A 15,671-nucleotide genomic window follows, 5' to 3' on the forward strand; every position below is an offset into this window, starting at 1 on the left:
TGATTTAACAGGGCAAAGCTACGGTGAATGACCCGGAATTATGTTAATAAATTGTTATGGCACCACCGATTTACGTTCTATCGAGCGAGTGGGCCTTTAAACGCAGGAAGCCCCGACCAACTGGCCGGGGCTTCCTGTATCAGGGGCAAAATCGATTAATTCAGATGCGATAGGTTACCGATCAACTGACGGCGAACGGTGCTCCAGCGACGACGCGACACGGGCAGTACGTCGCCCGTCGTGAGGTGAACCAGGCCACCCGTTTCGGTCCGTTCCAGCCGCTCTACGTACCGGCGGTTAACAACGCAGTTGCGGTGCAACCGGATGAACCATTCTGACGGCAGTTTGGGTGTGTAATATTTTAACGTGCGGGGCATTAACATACGACGGCCATCCATCCAGTTGAGCCAGCTATAGTTGGCTACGGCCTGCATGTATACAAGATCTCCTACGGGAAACGATTGACGACCGGTCTCACGAATGTACAGTTTCAGGGGAGGCCAGTCAATGGGCATGGTGCGGGCAGAGGCCACTGCAGAGGAGAAGTACGTCATGAGTTTTTGGTTTTGGCGTTTTAAAAAAAGTTGGACAAATCAATTACATAACAATGTTACGAGTAGGGGCTAAAAAAGACTTGTTCGTTCGTAACACAGGCTATCAAATTTGTAACATGGGATACTAACGACGGAAAACATGGTGTAAACGGCAGATTTGAGGGTGTAAACGACAGCAAAGCGCCCAGCTTGCTTCTGTAGATTTACAGCCTGCAAACTGGGCGCTTTAGCACTTTTTAAATTCTTCAGGCCGATTTGAGTCGGCTCTGTTCGGCGAATTCAGTTGGAGTAAGCCCGTACTGTTCTTTAAACACGCGGGAGAAGTAAGCAGGTGCTTCAAAGCCGACTTGGTAGGCTACTTCTGAAACGGGAACATTGGTCAGCAACAGTTCTGCCGCCCGGTTTAACCGAACCGCCCGGATCAGTTCATTGGCCGACATACCCGTCAGGGCTTTCAGTTTGCGATGCAGGTGCATCCGGCTCATGCTGACCGACTCGGCCAGGGGCTCAACCCCAAACGTAGAGTCGTCGAGATGGGCTTCGAGCGTCGAATAGATCTTGTTGAGGAAATCATCGTCAACCGACGGTTGGGGAGCCTGGGGTGGAATGTTTCCTTCACGAAGCAACTGCGTTCGGTAGTGCATTCGCAGCCGACGCTGCTGCTCAAGTCGGTTCCGGATTCGCCAGCGAAGCTCCTCGACCGAAAACGGTTTAGCCAGGTAATCGTCGGCCCCGGCCGTAAAGCCTTCGACCCGGCTGTCGGTCGAAGCGCGGGCCGTCAGCAGGATAATGGGGATGTGGCTGGTTAACGGATTTTCCTTCAGGCTCCGGCATACATCATACCCGCTCAGTTCCGGCATCAGCACATCGCTGATGATCAGATCGGGGCTATCGGTCAGGGCCAGTTCAATGCCGGCTTGTCCGTTGCTGGCGCGGGTAATGTGCCAGTCCGTACTGAGCAGGCTGGTGACGTAAGCAGCAATATCGTCGTTGTCTTCCACCAGTAAAATGTGGGCCGGGTCGGGGTTTGACGGAACAGCCGTGGGAGCAACAAGGGGTTGAACCGACAGCCGGACGGGCAGTGGCTGTACGAGTGGTTCGTCAACAACGCTGGTTGACCGGGCCAGCCGGCAGGGAAGCTCTACGGTAAAGGTAGTTCCCTGACCCGGACGGCTTTCCACACTGATGGTTCCCTGCATAGCATCGACCAGCTCTTTTGCAAGAGCGAGGCCGATGCCCGTTCCCGCAGCCGATCGGTTGGCCGTCTGATCCGCCTGATAGAACCGATCAAAAATATGAGGCAGTTTATGCCGGGCAATGCCTACGCCCGTATCGGTTACGGTAAGCCGAATCAAACTATCAGGCGTTTCGTCTTCGGCCGTGCTGGCTCGTTCGGACAGTAGCCGACTGGTAATGCTGACGTCCACGGAGCCGTGCTGACCCGTAAACTTCAAACTGTTGGCAACCAGATTGTTGACTATCTTTTCCAGTTTCTCCGTATCAAACCAGTAAAACCGGTGCATGGTCTGATGCTGCACCCGCAACTGAATCTGCCGGCGATCTGCTTCGTCGGCAAACGAACTGACACATTGCTCCACAAAACCGACTAAATCGCCCTGCGACAATTTGACCGGCAGGCTGCCCGCTTCCAGTTTGGCCAGATCGAGCAATTGATTGATAAGCCGAAGCAGTTGACTGGCGTTCCGGTAAGCCGTCGACAGTCGGCTGTGTTGCTGAGGGGCCGTAATTTCCCGCAACAGTTCTTCCAGTGGTGCCAGAATGAGGGTCAGGGGCGTTCGGAACTCATGGGTGATGTTAGAGAAAAAGCGGGATTTAATCTCATCAAGTGCTTTGAGCTGCAGCGATTCCTGTTCGCGTAATTCCATACGGTGCCGCATCTGCACCCGTTTGACCCGAACGCGAACGAACCAGGCCACAGCTCCCAAAAGCATTAGTGCATAACACACGTAGGCCCACCAGGTGGCCCAGATCGGCGGTTCAATCACGATCCGTATCTGATGGAGGTGCGGACTCCAGATACCCGACGTATTGGAAGTGTTGACCACCAGATTATAGGTGCCCGGCGATAAATTGGTATACGTAGCTGTTGCCTGCGTACCGCTGTACACCCAGTCTTCGTCAAGACCGACCAGCTTGTAGCGATACTGATTTTTAGCGCTGTGGTTGAACTGAAGGGCGGCAAAATCAAACGATAGGAAATTCTGGCGGTAGTCCAGAATCAGCTCCTTGACTTCATTGATGCTTTCGCGGATGGGTGATTCCGGGTCGTTGGCGTTGACGGCCTGGTTGTTGATGCGCAGGGCTGTCAGCGCAACAACGGGCTTGAACCCGTCTTCGCGGACTCGGTGGGGGTTAAAAACCGTGTATCCGTTCACCCCACCGAAAACGACCCGACCGTCGGGAAGCATGACGTCATGAAAACGGTTGAACTCATCGCCGGGGAGTCCATCGTCTGAGGTGTAGCTGCGGACTTCGTACGTATTGATATTGAACCAGCATAGCCCCCGGTTGGTACTCAGCCACAGGTGACCCTGGCCATCTGGCTGGATTGCGTAAATGACATTATTCGGCAGGCCGTTGCGATCAGTAAAGCGCTGAATTTTACCCGTCAGTTTATCCAGCCGACACAAACCGTTGCCGTAGGTGCCGATCCAGAGTGTGTTGTGCTGCGATGGCGGCTGGGCCAGGCACAACAGATCATTGACAGGTAACGAATTCGTTTCGTTAGGAATGCTCGACCAGTGGATCAGGCGATTTGTTGACAGGTCGGCCCGTAGCAGACCGTGCTGCTGAGTAGCCAGGTAGATACGTCCCCCGTCGACTGCCATAGCAACGATCTGATAGGGATGATTGGCCGGTAGCGGCAAGGGAAAGGCCGTAAACCGGTTATGCTCGGTGTTGTACCGGACTACCACCCGCTGGTCGGGGCCAAGCAGCCCCCACATTTCGCCCTGCTGTCCCTTGGCCAGCGCCGTCAGTCGAAACGATCCATCGTTTATCCAGTGCGCCGGAATACCAGTTGGCTGTACAAGAGTGAACTGCCGAGTGACAGGATCGTATCGGTACGGGGGCGTTTTGGCACCGGCTACCCAAAGATTTTTTTTGTTGTCGAACAGATACCGTAGCGAAAACGACCATTCGTTACGAATAACCGCCGGAATAGAGGCCGCGGGCACACCGAACTGCTGGGTCATCCAGTCGACATGAAAATTCATGACATACGGACGGCCATTGAACGGTTGCTTATTCAGGTCGTATTTCACGACGCCATCCCCGGATGTGCCAATCCAGAGGACATTGGAATGATCGACCAGCACCGACAGCGGACTATATTGCCGGAACTTCGGATCAGCTGGCACGATGGTCAGACCGTTCTGGTCACTGAAGGGATGCTGGTTTACGAAGTCCCGCCCCCGGTAATCAGTTGTAAAAACGGGTATCTGGCCGGCCTGGCCGTCCGGCAGTGTTACGCGCCGACGGACTTTCCCCTGGTTGGGATCGAAGATGGCAAACTGATTGGGGAAAGCCAGCATCAGTTCGCCATTGGCGCGCTGGTGCACGTTCCAGACCCTTGGCTGGGGTAGGCCATGCTCGGTGCCATACGCAGTTGACTGCCCGCTGCTCAGATTAAACCGGTGCAGGCCGTCGGTCGTTGCAAGCCATAAATGACCCTGCCGGTCGGGTAGTATGGTCTGGAGCACATGCTGCACCGAATCATTGACTGCGGTCCAATGATGATGCTGAACGGAGCCATCAGGGCTTAGCCGAAAAAAACCGTTCATCTGCGTAGCGACCCATACATTACCCTGCTGGTCAGGCGCAATGCTGACGAGGATATCGCGGCCGATCGCCTGCCGGAAAGCCGTCGAATTGGATACTCGTACGGTTTGTTCCGTGACCGGATTGAAGCAGTCGACGTGGTTATTCTCGGTAAGTACCCAAATTCGTCCACGACTATCTTCTTTGATCTCAAGAATACTGCTGAAGGAAAGCGACCGGATATCTTCCGGGTCGTGTCGGTATATTTTAAACCGCAGTCCATCGTGCCGGCAGAGACCGTCGCGGGTGGCTAACCAGATGAATCCCCGCTGATCCTGTAGCATAGATTTGACGAAGCCCTGGGGAAGCCCATTACGCACGGTTAAATACTCAGGCTGATGAGAGAAGGCCCAGACCTGGGTTACCAATCCCACCAGAACGAGTAGTTGTAGATAAAAGAAGTGCCGTATACGTCGATACATAAACAGAATGTTAATTCTTTTGTATGATCGGTAATTTTACTGGACGCATCCCTCCAAATTGGTAGATGTTCCTGTATTTATCAACTTGACAGCCAGCGTTCTTAGTAAACGGTAAAGTTTTAACCTGAATGCCGCGTCGTTCGTTACTACTACCATGCATCTGATCATATCGACCCCCGTAAAGCAGTCGCTGCCCGTCGTCTGGTCGGGTTTTGACCGTACCTTGTTCGACAAGCTCAGCCCACCTTTCCCACCCGTCCATGTAGTCAGGTTTGACGGATGTCTCAAAGGGGACGTAGTCCATCTGCAACTCGATTTTTTTCTGTTCAAACAGGACTGGATCAGTCTTATTGTCGATCAGCAACAGACTGAGCAGGAAATTTTCTTTGTCGACGAAGGCACCCGTCTGCCGTTTTTTCTGCGTTACTGGCACCATCGTCACCGGCTTGTTCGAATGAAGTCGGCAGATGTAATTGAGCAGACGCTTATCATCGACGACATTACGTTCAGAACCCCCTTTCGGCTGATGGACTACCTGATTTATCCGGTACTATGGCTGCAGTTTGCCTATCGAAAGCCCATCTATCGGAAGATGTTCAACAGGGGGGAACGTACAACAGGGAGCTAAGATACCGCTTAATCAATAGCTTTGCTATAGAAATGTAACCCGCAGTTTCAAAAAAGAATATGAATGAGACTTTTTGGCATATGAGTGTACAAGCCCGGTTTATTTCAGGGCAGGGGCGTTTCGGAACTGACAGGATTCCGTTACTTTTGTCTTTAGGGCCTTTTACCTGACTGCATGAAACTACCAAATTTAACCACGCGCATATTTCTGGGCATGGTGCTCGGAATTCTGATTGGCTACCTTTTTCCGGTTACTGACTCAGGGTTTTCGGGTACTGATCTGAGCATTCTGTCAAAAATCTTTCTGCGGCTGATTAAGATGATCATCGGTCCGCTTGTGTTTGCGACGCTGGTGGTCGGCATAGCCAAACTGGGTGATTTTGGTACCGTCGGGCGAATTGGCCTCAAAACGCTGGCGTATTTTTATTTCGCTACCATTCTATCGCTGATCACTGGCCTGCTGGTGGTCAATATCATGAAACCGGGCGAGGTGATGAGCCTGCCCCTGCCTCCTAAAGGTACCGATACGGGCATTGAGGCCCAGAAACTGACCTTCGAGAATTTTATTACCCATATTTTCCCGACCAGTTTTGCCGAAGCGCTCGCCAACAACGAGATCCTGCAAATAGTGGTGTTTAGTATTTTCTTCGGGGTGGCCGTGGGGGCAATCGGTGAGCAGGGGAAGGTGATGGTGAAAGCCCTCGACGCCCTGTCGCACGTGATGTTCAAGGTGACCGGCTACGTCATGTCATTTGCGCCGTTTGGGGTGCTGGGGGCCATTGCGGCCGTAGTGGCGCAGCAGGGACTCGGCATCCTGGCCGGGTACGCTTACCTGATTCTCTGCTTCTTCGGCGGGTTACTGTTCTTCCTGTTCGTGGTGCTCTGGGTGATTTGCCTGGTGGTGGGTATACCCTACGTAGCGCTGTTGAAGGAAGTCCGGACGGCGATTATTCTGTCGTTCAGTACGGCCAGTTCGGAAGCGTCGTTTCCGCAGACGATCGAAGCGCTACGTCGGTTCGGTTGCTCGGAGCGGATCATCTCGTTCGTGTTGCCACTAGGATACTCGTTTAACCTCGACGGGTCCATGTTGTACATGACCTTCGCGACGGCCTTCATCGCGCAGGCCTACGGGGTGCCGCTGAGCCTGGAGCAGCAGATCACGATGATGCTGACGCTGATGATTACGTCGAAGGGGATCGCGGGCGTACCGCGGGCATCGCTGGTGATCATTGCCGGGACGATGTCGCTGTTCAACCTGCCGATTGAAGGGCTGGCCCTGCTGCTGGGTATCGATCAGGTGCTGGACATGGGCCGCAGCGCAACGAGCGTGGCCGGAAATGCCGTGGCGACCTGTATCATCTCCAAGTGGGAAGGCGAGTTCCGGACGCAGCCGAGCGAGCCGGAGCAGGTGGCGGTGTAGCGCGTTTTACCGTTCACAAACTCACCGTTGACAGCCTGCTCATTATCTGGTAAGTTAGGGCGCTTGACCGTATGTCGTATCGTACTAAACCCTGATTAACATGGCACAGCCCGCCGTTCTGGAGTCTGAACTGGCTCCTTATTTTACCACTAAAGCTCCATTCCAGTTTCCGATTAATTTTCGGGAGGGGTTTGTCAAGTACTGGCCCATTGTGTCGCTGGTACTGCTGCTTATTTCACTGCCGGCAATCCTGGCTTTTCTGGGAATTGGAGCCGCGTTTATGCCTGTTTCGTTTTTGGGTGGCCTTGGCACCGGTTTCTTCTACACCGTCATCATGGTTTTTTCGTTGATCGGCGTTGTACTGCGCGCCCTTGCCCTGCCAGGGTTGTTCAATCGTACGCGTTCCGGCTGGGTGCTGAGCTACTACGCAGAATTAATCAGTATCCTGGGCAGCCTGCTGTCGATCAGCATCATCGGGGTGCTGTTTGGTCTGCTGTTTCTGCTGCTGCTGTTCCAGGTACGTGACTATTACCGTTGAGATACCTTGAACTTCATAAAAAAAGCCACGGCCGTGCGGCCGTGGCTTTTTTATGACCATCCATACCGACAATCAGCATCTTGTCCGTAACTTGTTGTCTGAATCCACTCGAATGGTTTGGTTTGATGCCGTTATCAAGCCTTCCAGTCTAAACCTAAACGAATGAACATTCTCGAAACCCGCCACATTGTCAAACAGTATGCCGAGCACCGCGCCCTGGACGACGTAAGTCTCGTCGTCCCCAAAGGAAGTATCTTCGGTCTGCTCGGCCCGAACGGTGCCGGCAAAACGTCGCTCATTCGCATCATCAACCAGATCACGGCCCCCGATGAAGGCGAAGTTATTCTGCTGGGCGAGCGTCTGAATCCCGACCACATCCGGCACATCGGCTACCTGCCCGAAGAGCGTGGTCTCTACAAAAAAATGAAGGTGGGCGAGCAACTGCTCTACCTGGCGCAGCTCAAGGGGCTGAGCGAAAAAGAGGCTATGGAGAAGCTCAAGATCTGGTTTGTCAAGTTCGACATCAAGACGTGGTGGAACAAGCATATCGAGGACCTCTCCAAAGGGATGCAGCAGAAGGTGCAGTTTGTGGCTACGGTCATGCACGAGCCGGACCTGATTATCCTGGATGAGCCGTTCTCGGGCTTCGATCCGATCAACGCCAACCTGATCAAGGACGAGATTCTGGAGCTACGCGACAAGGGAAGTACCATTATCTTCTCGACGCACCGTATGGAATCCGTAGAAGAACTATGTGACCACATTGCGCTTATCAACCGGTCGCACAAGGTGCTCGACGGACCGAAACGGGCGATCAAAGAGCAGTTCAAAACGCATACCTATCACGTGGAGTACCAGGGCACACTCAGCGATCTGCCGTCGGCGTTCACCGTGCTCAGCACCCGCCCCATTGACGATGGCTTCCTGCGGGCCGACATTCAGATTCCGCCTGATGCGGCTGTCAACGACCTGATCCGTCACCTGATTGATCGCGTGGCTGTCCGCTCGTTCGGCGAGAACATCCCCAGCATGAATGACATTTTTATCAAAGCCGTCGGCGCAACCAATGAGTGAATGCACGATTGATTGAAAGAGCGACAAAGAGGTGCCTGGTCACCCATTCGCTCTGTCACTCATTCGCTCATTCACTCTTTCACTCTTTCACTCATTAAAACCCCATGAACACAATTTTCCTCATTATTAAGCGCGAGTATCTCGTGCGCGTTCGCAAACGGTCGTTTGTGATCATGACGATTCTTGGCCCGCTGTTAATTTTTGCGTTTTACGCCGTGATCGGCTGGGCGGCCATCAGTTCCATCAACCAGAAGAAAGTAGCGGTCATCGATGAGAGCGGGCGCTTTGCCAACCAGTTCAAAGACACAAAAGAGACGACGTATTCCTACCTGAAGCAACCACTGGCTCAGGCCAAGAAACAGTTTGCCAAAAGTGGCTACGATGCGCTGGTTTTCATTCCGACGGACGTAATTGAGCAGCCCAAAACGGTGCAGATTTTTGCCGAGAAAAGCGTGAGTATTGAATTGCAGAACAATATTGAACGCGCCATTTCAAAGGAGATTGAAACCATCAAACTCAACCAGGCCGGCATCACGCGCAAAATTATTGAAGATGCCAAGGTGAATGTCGATGCGCAGACCTTCAGCCTGCGTGAAACCGGCGAACAAAACAGCAGTGCCATTGCTACATCGATCATCGGGTACGTCTGTGCGTTCCTGATTTACATTTCGGTGTTTATTTACGGCACGCAGGTAATGCGGGGGGTGATGGAAGAAAAAACCAACCGGATTGTCGAAGTAATCATCTCATCGGTGAAGCCATTTCAGCTCATGATGGGCAAGATCATCGGTGTGGCGCTGGTCGGTCTGACGCAGTTCATGCTCTGGATCTTACTGACGGTAGGGCTGTTTACGATTGGTGGACAAGTGTTCGGCGACAAGGTAGAGCGCGGGCGGGCGGCTATGCAGACGTCGGCAGCCGCTGGTCAGGGCGCGGCTGTTGCTCCTGATCCTGAGGTCAGGCAGGCGCAACAGGGCGTCATGAACAACGTAGTGCGGGCCATCGAAACCCTGAACATTCCGCTGATTGTGGCCTGCTTCCTGTTCTATTTCCTCGGGGGGTATCTGCTCTATAGCGCCCTGTTTGGTGCCATCGGGGCGGCCGTCGACAACGAGACCGAAACGCAGCAGTTTATGTTTCCGATCACGATTCCCATCATCGGTGCTATCGCCGTGGCTCAGTTTGTGATTCGTGAACCCGATGGTGCACTGGCTTTCTGGACGTCCATGATTCCGTTCACCTCGCCAGTGATAATGATGGTGCGGGTGCCGTTTGGCGTTCCGGGTTGGGAGCTGGCCTTATCGATGTTCCTGCTGGCAATTGGCTTCGCCGGAACCACCTGGCTGGCTGCCCGAATCTACCGCGTCGGCATCCTGATGTACGGCAAAAAAGTAACGTACAAGGAACTGTCGAAGTGGGTGTTTTATAAGGCGTAGTGCCTTGGGCAAGGGGCGTGGGGCGAAGGGCACAGGGTAGAACTGACAACTACCCTGTGCCCTTCGCTCCACGCCCCTTGCATTATATCCCAATATCCACGATCAGCAACTGGGGTAGGACCTGGCCAGTGGTGACGTTGTAAATCGTCCGGACGCCCAGTTCAAACGGTACGCGCAGCCGGAGGGCGTTGAATACAAACGTCAGGTCCAGACCAGTGGTCTGGTACGATCGCTGAACGGTCTCATAGCCACGCAGTCGCCCGTACACATCCCGAACCTCCAGGCGGCTTTGTCCATCGGCCGCATCGAAAAATCCGGCCGCTTTGATACGTTGAATGTACAGCCAGCGCCCCAGCGACCAGTGCACATCCGCCAGCGGTAGCCGGTATTCGGCGCTTCCAACCGTAATCTTGTCGTCGCTGACGTAATCCTGTCCGCGTGGGTAGAAAATACCAGGGCTGAAGCGGTACGTGCCGCGGGCCTGCTGTTGGTAACCTCCCCGCAACCGTACCGAATGATGCTTGCCCAGGCCAGGAAAAAACAGATTGCCCTGCACGCTCCATTGCTCGGCAGTGAGTCGTCCTTCAAACGGGGTGTTACGTAGCGAAACCGAAAGGGTTTGCCCCCAGCGGGGTGCTACGTCGCGTTTGCTCTGACGTAACAGCCGCGAATACGAAAATCCATAAGTCATAGCATTGAGCGACCCAGCCGAACCAACTTCGGATATATACCGGAACGGCAAGTTATAATCACTTACCTGCAGGTAGTTGTAATACGCCGAGAGGTTCATACTCTGAATGTATTTCGAGTTGGTGAGCTGAAGGGGAAGTCGGAAACCGGCCGTTAGCTGATTGTACTGCCAGCGGTCAGAACGCAGGCTGTCGGCGGGAATGACCCGGTCAACGTAAAGCGACGTGCTCCGGTTTCCATGCTGAAAACTTACGTCAATGATGGGGTAGAGACCCTGATAGCTGAAATTAGCAAAGAACGCTCCCACGCGCTCGGCCTGGTTGTAGTTGTACCCGACCGAGAACTGGGTCGTACTCAGCAAATCCTGCGAACTGAGACTCACCGACAGCGCCTGCCCATTGGAACTGAGCAAAGGACCCCAACTGTAAATATTGATGGCATTGGCCAGCCGGCTAAAGCGATTTACAGGATACGGTCTGGCGGTCGCGCTTGAGTCGTTCAACACCTGCCGGGCTTCGGTCACACCGGGTTCCTGCTGCACCAGCGGCCCAAAATAGCGAACCGTCCGGTTGTCGACACTGCGGGCCGGTTGCCAGGCCGCCGGGTCGAGCGGCATATCCATGATGCGGTAGCCAATGGCCGAGAAATCCTCAAACGCCAGCCGGTTGCCACCGGGCGAAACGACCGCATGATAAGCCGCCAGGGGGCGCGACGTAACCTGAAACACAGCCTTCGTCTGCGTATCGACGGCGTAGATGTTGTCGATGCCGGAACGTGGGGAGTTGTAGAGGACGTAGTTGCCCCAGGGCTGCGGATGGCTCAGGTTCTCGTTGGCGCGGGGGAGAAGCTCAGTACGTGCGTTGGTTTCCGTGTCGATAAGCTGAATGGTTTTCTGCCCGTCTTTCAGCGCAACAGCGACTACGGTCCGGTCGTCGCGCCAGCGGGGTTGGATAAACAATTCGTTGCCGGGATTCGGGATCGCTTTCAGAATGGCGCCGGTGGCCGCGTCCAGCACCAGCAGCCGGATCTGATACTCATCCGTATTGTCGACTACAATCAGCTTTTTGGCATCCGGCGACAGGGCGGCTGCCGTGTAGCGCGTGCGGTGGGTCAGGCGCGTAAGCTGGCCGGTAGTCAGATCGAGCAGCCGGATGTTGGAATACACCCGCTGGCCCCAGCGCGGATCATAGCCAAACTCAATCCAGCAGGCTTTGGTGGCAGTAGCCGACAGGATACCGGGATCATTGGGGAACCCTTGCACAAATACTTTTTTCTCCCGCCCGTTTTTGTCCAGAATAACCAGCCGGGGCGTATCGCCAAGGCCGCTTTTTACGCACAATACGGTCGAATCCGTCAGGTATTGCGGATGCTGGTAGTTGGTGAACACCGGCCCTGATTCCGCAGACTGTCGCCCGACCTGCTCGGGTTTTTGAATCGGAAAGCCGTCAGCAGCCGTGATTTTCAAACCTTCCTGCTGTTTCTGCCAGGTTTCGGTCAGGTCGTCCATCGTTTTCTGGTAGAGTTGCTCTACGCGAAGCCCCGTTTCCTGGCGAATGCTGCCCGAGAACGTAAACGGCCAGGGGAAGTGCCGGTAGTTGCGGTTCAGAATCCGGCTCCAGGCGTCCGGACCGTACGTTCGTTTCAGATACGTCGTCAGGAAATAACCCAGTTCGTAATGGTTAGGTACGTTATCGATAAACGAGCCGCAGACGGCTTTCGGATAGTCGAACCGCCGACCGGCCAGCAGATTGGCCCGCAGATTGAGGTTGAAATACGGAATCCGGCCGCGACCACCGGGCGTCAGCAGGGTTTCGGTGCTGACGGCGTCGCCTTCGGCAAACCAGTCGGGAACGGTCAGCAGCGGGAAGTTGAGCCCCACGTTCCCGAACAGGGTGTACAGCAACCGGCCGTATCCCTGGAGAGCTTTGTCGTTCTGAACCACGTGCCGGTATTCGTGAACAGCCAGCAGGTCGAGCCAGTCGAGGGTACCGGCCAGACCGGGATTCTGCGGCTGTACGGCATAAAACTCCGACCGGCGGGGCAGCAAACTCACAAAGCCGTTGCTGACCGTCGTCTGGTTCTGGAGCAGTACCGAAATCCGGCGGGGGCGACGATTCAGTGAAGCGCTGACCGGTTCGTAGAGCCCCTCCAGTCGCTGGGCTGTCCGTTGAGCCACGCTGTCGAACCCATCGGGATAGAGCACGCGGAAATGGGGGGTAGTTACCCGATACCAGCGCAACTGGGTAGGGTTCTGATCAAGCACAGGCAGGGTTTGAGCCGTGGCAGCCAGACAAACGAACAAAGTCAGTACAGTTAGTAATCGGGTTTTCATAGGCAGGTAGCTACCGCGAAAGGTACGGTGAAAGCGAATATATTAGTTATCTTACATAGTCGAACTGCTTTTGTTTTGCACCGATGGATACACCCCCGCGCCTGATTGATCCCACGGGTTTTCGAAAGGCTTATATTCGACAGCCTTTCGATGAAGTAAGTCGGCCGGATTATTTCCAGATCGTTCGGGTTGAGCAGGTGGCTCCCCGGCTGGTTGTGCCCACGCTGCTCCACCGAACCACCTACAACTATCTGGTTTTTCTGACGCAGGGCGAAGGCCGTCAAGTACATAATCTGGATGAAGTAACGATTGATGCGCAGCGACTGCTGCTGGTCCGGGCCGGGACGATTACGGCTATCCAGGCTATTCAGCCGCCCGTGGCTGGTTTTTTCATCGGGTTCGATCCGATGGTGCTGGATCGACTCCTCAGCCCGGTTCAGTTGCAGCAGTGGCTGGCTCTTCCGGCCGTTCTGCCCCTGACCGCCGGGGATGTTGCCTGGTGTTCTGGTCTGTGCCATCTGCTGGCCGACGAACAGGCGCAGGGGGTACTCACTGATGCGGCTTTGCACCTGCTGGCGGGACTGATCATTAAACTACTTCCCAAGGCCACGTTGGCGAGTACGTCGATGAGTCGGGAAGAGCAGCTCGCTACCCAGTTCAAACAACTGGTTTACACGCACTGCATCCTGCGCAAAGACCTGGCTTTTTACGCTGATGCGCTGGCTATTTCAGAAAACTACCTGTTTCGTTGCGTGAAAACCGCGACGGGTAAAGCACCTAAATCTATTCTGCTCGAAACGCTGGTGCTGTATGCCCGGGTACAGCTCCAGAACACGACTACCGACATCGCGACTATTGCCTACAGCCTGAATTTGCAGGACCCCTCGTACTTTGGACGGCTGTTCCGGAAAGTTACTGGGCAGACACCCTCTGACTATCGGCGTGCTATGCAGGATTCGTCCGGATAGTCTCCGGCTTAGTCCTAGCCTGTACGCTTCTGTCTGCTGCACTTTTGTACCCATAACAAGACAGGAGTCATGCGGGCATTTCTTTTTGGGGCAACTGGGCCAACCGGGCAGTTGCTGCTGCAAAAACTGGTTGAGAAAAAGTACGACGTAACGGTCCTGGTTCGTCGGCCGGAAGCCGTTCCGCCAACGGGAGCGCCCGTTACGATTGTGCCCGGGGATGTGATGCGACCAGAAACCTTTTCCAGCCACCTGGCTGGTACGGATGTGGTCATATCGGCTTTAGGAACGGGTAAGAGCCTGGCAAAGACCACTCTTTTTTCGGATGGAGGCCGCATCATGCTGGAAGCTATGCGGCAGACCGGGGTTCAAAAATTGATCGCCATTACGTCGGGTGGGGTGCAGGATGATGATCCCACCATTCTGAAAAGCTGGTTTTACCGCTTCATTGGTCGTTGGCTGCTGCGTAATCTGTACGACGATATGCGCCGATTTGAGCAGCAACTTGATGCCACCACAGACATCAACTGGATCTGTGTCCGACCGACTACGCTGACCAATGGACCGGCTACGGGGCGCTATCGGGTTAGCGTAACGTACTCACCCGAAGGAGGGTCGCAAATTAGCCGCGCTGATGTAGCTGACTTTATCATTCAGCAGATTTCGTCCGATCAATACGTACGGCAAAAGCCCGTACTGGCCTATTAACCAAATCCAATCAACAATCATGACTATCAACTCAACCTTACCGGAAGACCAGACGCAGGCCATTACGGCGCTGCTGGAGCGGTTTGTCGACACATGGAATACTAAAGACCCGACCCTGTTCGGTACCATCTTCACCGACGATGCGGAGTTTATCGATGTAGTAGGGCAGGTAGCTACAAACCGCAGCGAGATCATTGAACAGCACCGGTATCCGTTCGCCGTAGTAAACAAAGAGGCCGTGCTGTCGCTCACCAATCTCTACATTCGGTCGCTGATCGAGGGGCTGGTTATCGTGACGGGGCAGTGGCAGGTCGAGAACAGCTCAACGCCGGCCGGGCAACTGATCCCGATGCGAAACGGTGTTATTCAGATCATTTGCCGACACGTAGGGCCGGATTGGTCTGTTCGACTGGTGCATAATACCGACCTGACGCAGGTGTACCGGGACGTGAAACCAGGCCCCGGCTTCAGCGGACCGCAAACCTGATCAGACAATCAACCACATACTGTTTTATGAACGTGTCAACACACACTCGGTTAACGGCCTGGATAACTATGCTTAGGCTCGCACTGGGGTTTTATATCTATGGGGCTACCGTTCTCGAAGTGTTTGTATATTACCCGAGCTGGCCCTACATCACTGGTGGATGGCGGGCGTTCAAACAATCTGTTGACGAGCTTATCATCCCGCTCTATGTTGTCCCAACTTTTCTGGTTTACATTCCGGCTGTACTGATGTTCTGGTTTAGGTCGGTGGCTATTCCGCGTTGGATGATCTGGGCGTCGTTGATACTACTGCTGATTCCAACGATATCAACACTGCTGATTCAACTTCCTATTCAGTTTAGTCTGGAGGCTGACTTTGACCCAGTTACTTACGAACGACTTCGGTATACTGACTTATGGTACCGGCAACCGGCTGCGTTTGCCGGAGTACTGCTAAACGGCTGGATGCTGTTGCGAATTCTGCCCGATTCCACTGTGCCATACGCTGGTTAACAGACGCATTGCCTCAGTTTCACAAAACCTTAACAGCTTTTCTGGCGCTGGTTTGCCGTACGTAGC

Annotated in this window: 12 protein-coding genes; 9 read left to right on the plus strand and 3 right to left on the minus strand. The window is 54.2% G+C overall.

Features of this window, described 5'->3' with window-relative positions; genetic code table 11:
- Positions 1-155: 155 nt before the first annotated feature.
- Both BN8_RS07515 and BN8_RS07520 read right to left on the minus strand, forming a co-directional pair.
- The gene (locus BN8_RS07515; RefSeq protein ID WP_009281231.1) at positions 156-554 is read right to left on the minus strand and encodes a LytR/AlgR family response regulator transcription factor; all 399 of its coding nucleotides are present in this window, start codon (positions 552-554) and stop codon (positions 156-158) included.
- 245 nt (positions 555-799) lie between these two features.
- Complete coding sequence (locus BN8_RS07520; protein WP_009281232.1) at positions 800-4,816, minus strand: hybrid sensor histidine kinase/response regulator transcription factor; 4,017 nt, start codon at positions 4,814-4,816, stop codon at positions 800-802.
- Positions 4,817-4,970: 154 nt separating this feature from the next.
- Between BN8_RS07520 and BN8_RS07525 the strand changes: the two genes are divergently transcribed.
- The 5 genes from BN8_RS07525 (at position 4,971) to BN8_RS07545 (ending at position 9,911) form a co-directional block, all read left to right on the plus strand.
- Positions 4,971-5,444 (plus strand): SRPBCC family protein, encoded by a 474-nt coding sequence (locus BN8_RS07525; RefSeq protein WP_009281233.1) that lies wholly within the window; start codon positions 4,971-4,973, stop codon positions 5,442-5,444.
- A 174-nt stretch (positions 5,445-5,618) separates the two neighbouring features.
- Positions 5,619-6,863 carry a dicarboxylate/amino acid:cation symporter gene (locus tag BN8_RS07530; protein ID WP_009281234.1) on the plus strand — a complete coding sequence of 415 codons (1,245 nt, stop codon included), beginning with the start codon at positions 5,619-5,621 and terminating at the stop codon, positions 6,861-6,863.
- 100 nt (positions 6,864-6,963) lie between these two features.
- A complete protein-coding gene (locus BN8_RS07535; RefSeq protein ID WP_009281235.1) occupies positions 6,964-7,401 on the plus strand; it encodes a hypothetical protein in 438 nt (145 codons plus the stop codon).
- A gap of 162 nt (positions 7,402-7,563) precedes the next feature.
- Positions 7,564-8,475 (plus strand): ABC transporter ATP-binding protein, encoded by a 912-nt coding sequence (locus tag BN8_RS07540; protein WP_009281236.1) that lies wholly within the window; start codon positions 7,564-7,566, stop codon positions 8,473-8,475.
- 104 nt (positions 8,476-8,579) lie between these two features.
- Positions 8,580-9,911, plus strand: coding sequence for an ABC transporter permease (locus BN8_RS07545; RefSeq protein ID WP_009281237.1), 1,332 nt, complete (start codon positions 8,580-8,582; stop codon positions 9,909-9,911).
- 82 nt (positions 9,912-9,993) lie between these two features.
- Here BN8_RS07545 and BN8_RS07550 read toward each other — a convergent pair whose 3' ends face one another.
- Positions 9,994-12,933, minus strand: coding sequence for a hypothetical protein (locus BN8_RS07550; protein ID WP_009281238.1), 2,940 nt, complete (start codon positions 12,931-12,933; stop codon positions 9,994-9,996).
- A gap of 83 nt (positions 12,934-13,016) precedes the next feature.
- Here BN8_RS07550 and BN8_RS07555 point away from each other — a divergent pair, with 83 nt between their 5' ends.
- The 4 genes from BN8_RS07555 to BN8_RS07570 all read left to right on the plus strand — a co-directional run bounded on the left by BN8_RS07555 (position 13,017) and on the right by BN8_RS07570 (position 15,605).
- The gene (locus tag BN8_RS07555; RefSeq protein WP_009281239.1) at positions 13,017-13,901 is read left to right on the plus strand and encodes a helix-turn-helix domain-containing protein; all 885 of its coding nucleotides are present in this window, start codon (positions 13,017-13,019) and stop codon (positions 13,899-13,901) included.
- A 69-nt stretch (positions 13,902-13,970) separates the two neighbouring features.
- The gene (locus BN8_RS07560; protein WP_009281240.1) at positions 13,971-14,606 is read left to right on the plus strand and encodes an NAD(P)-dependent oxidoreductase; all 636 of its coding nucleotides are present in this window, start codon (positions 13,971-13,973) and stop codon (positions 14,604-14,606) included.
- Between the two features lie 19 nt (positions 14,607-14,625).
- The gene (locus tag BN8_RS07565) at positions 14,626-15,093 is read left to right on the plus strand and encodes an SgcJ/EcaC family oxidoreductase (protein WP_009281241.1); all 468 of its coding nucleotides are present in this window, start codon (positions 14,626-14,628) and stop codon (positions 15,091-15,093) included.
- Between the two features lie 68 nt (positions 15,094-15,161).
- Complete coding sequence (locus BN8_RS07570; RefSeq protein WP_040005522.1) at positions 15,162-15,605, plus strand: hypothetical protein; 444 nt, start codon at positions 15,162-15,164, stop codon at positions 15,603-15,605.
- Positions 15,606-15,671: the final 66 nt, after the last annotated feature.

It is taken from the genome of Fibrisoma limi BUZ 3, assembly GCF_000296815.2.
GTDB classification, from domain to species: Bacteria; Bacteroidota; Bacteroidia; order Cytophagales; family Spirosomataceae; genus Fibrisoma; species Fibrisoma limi.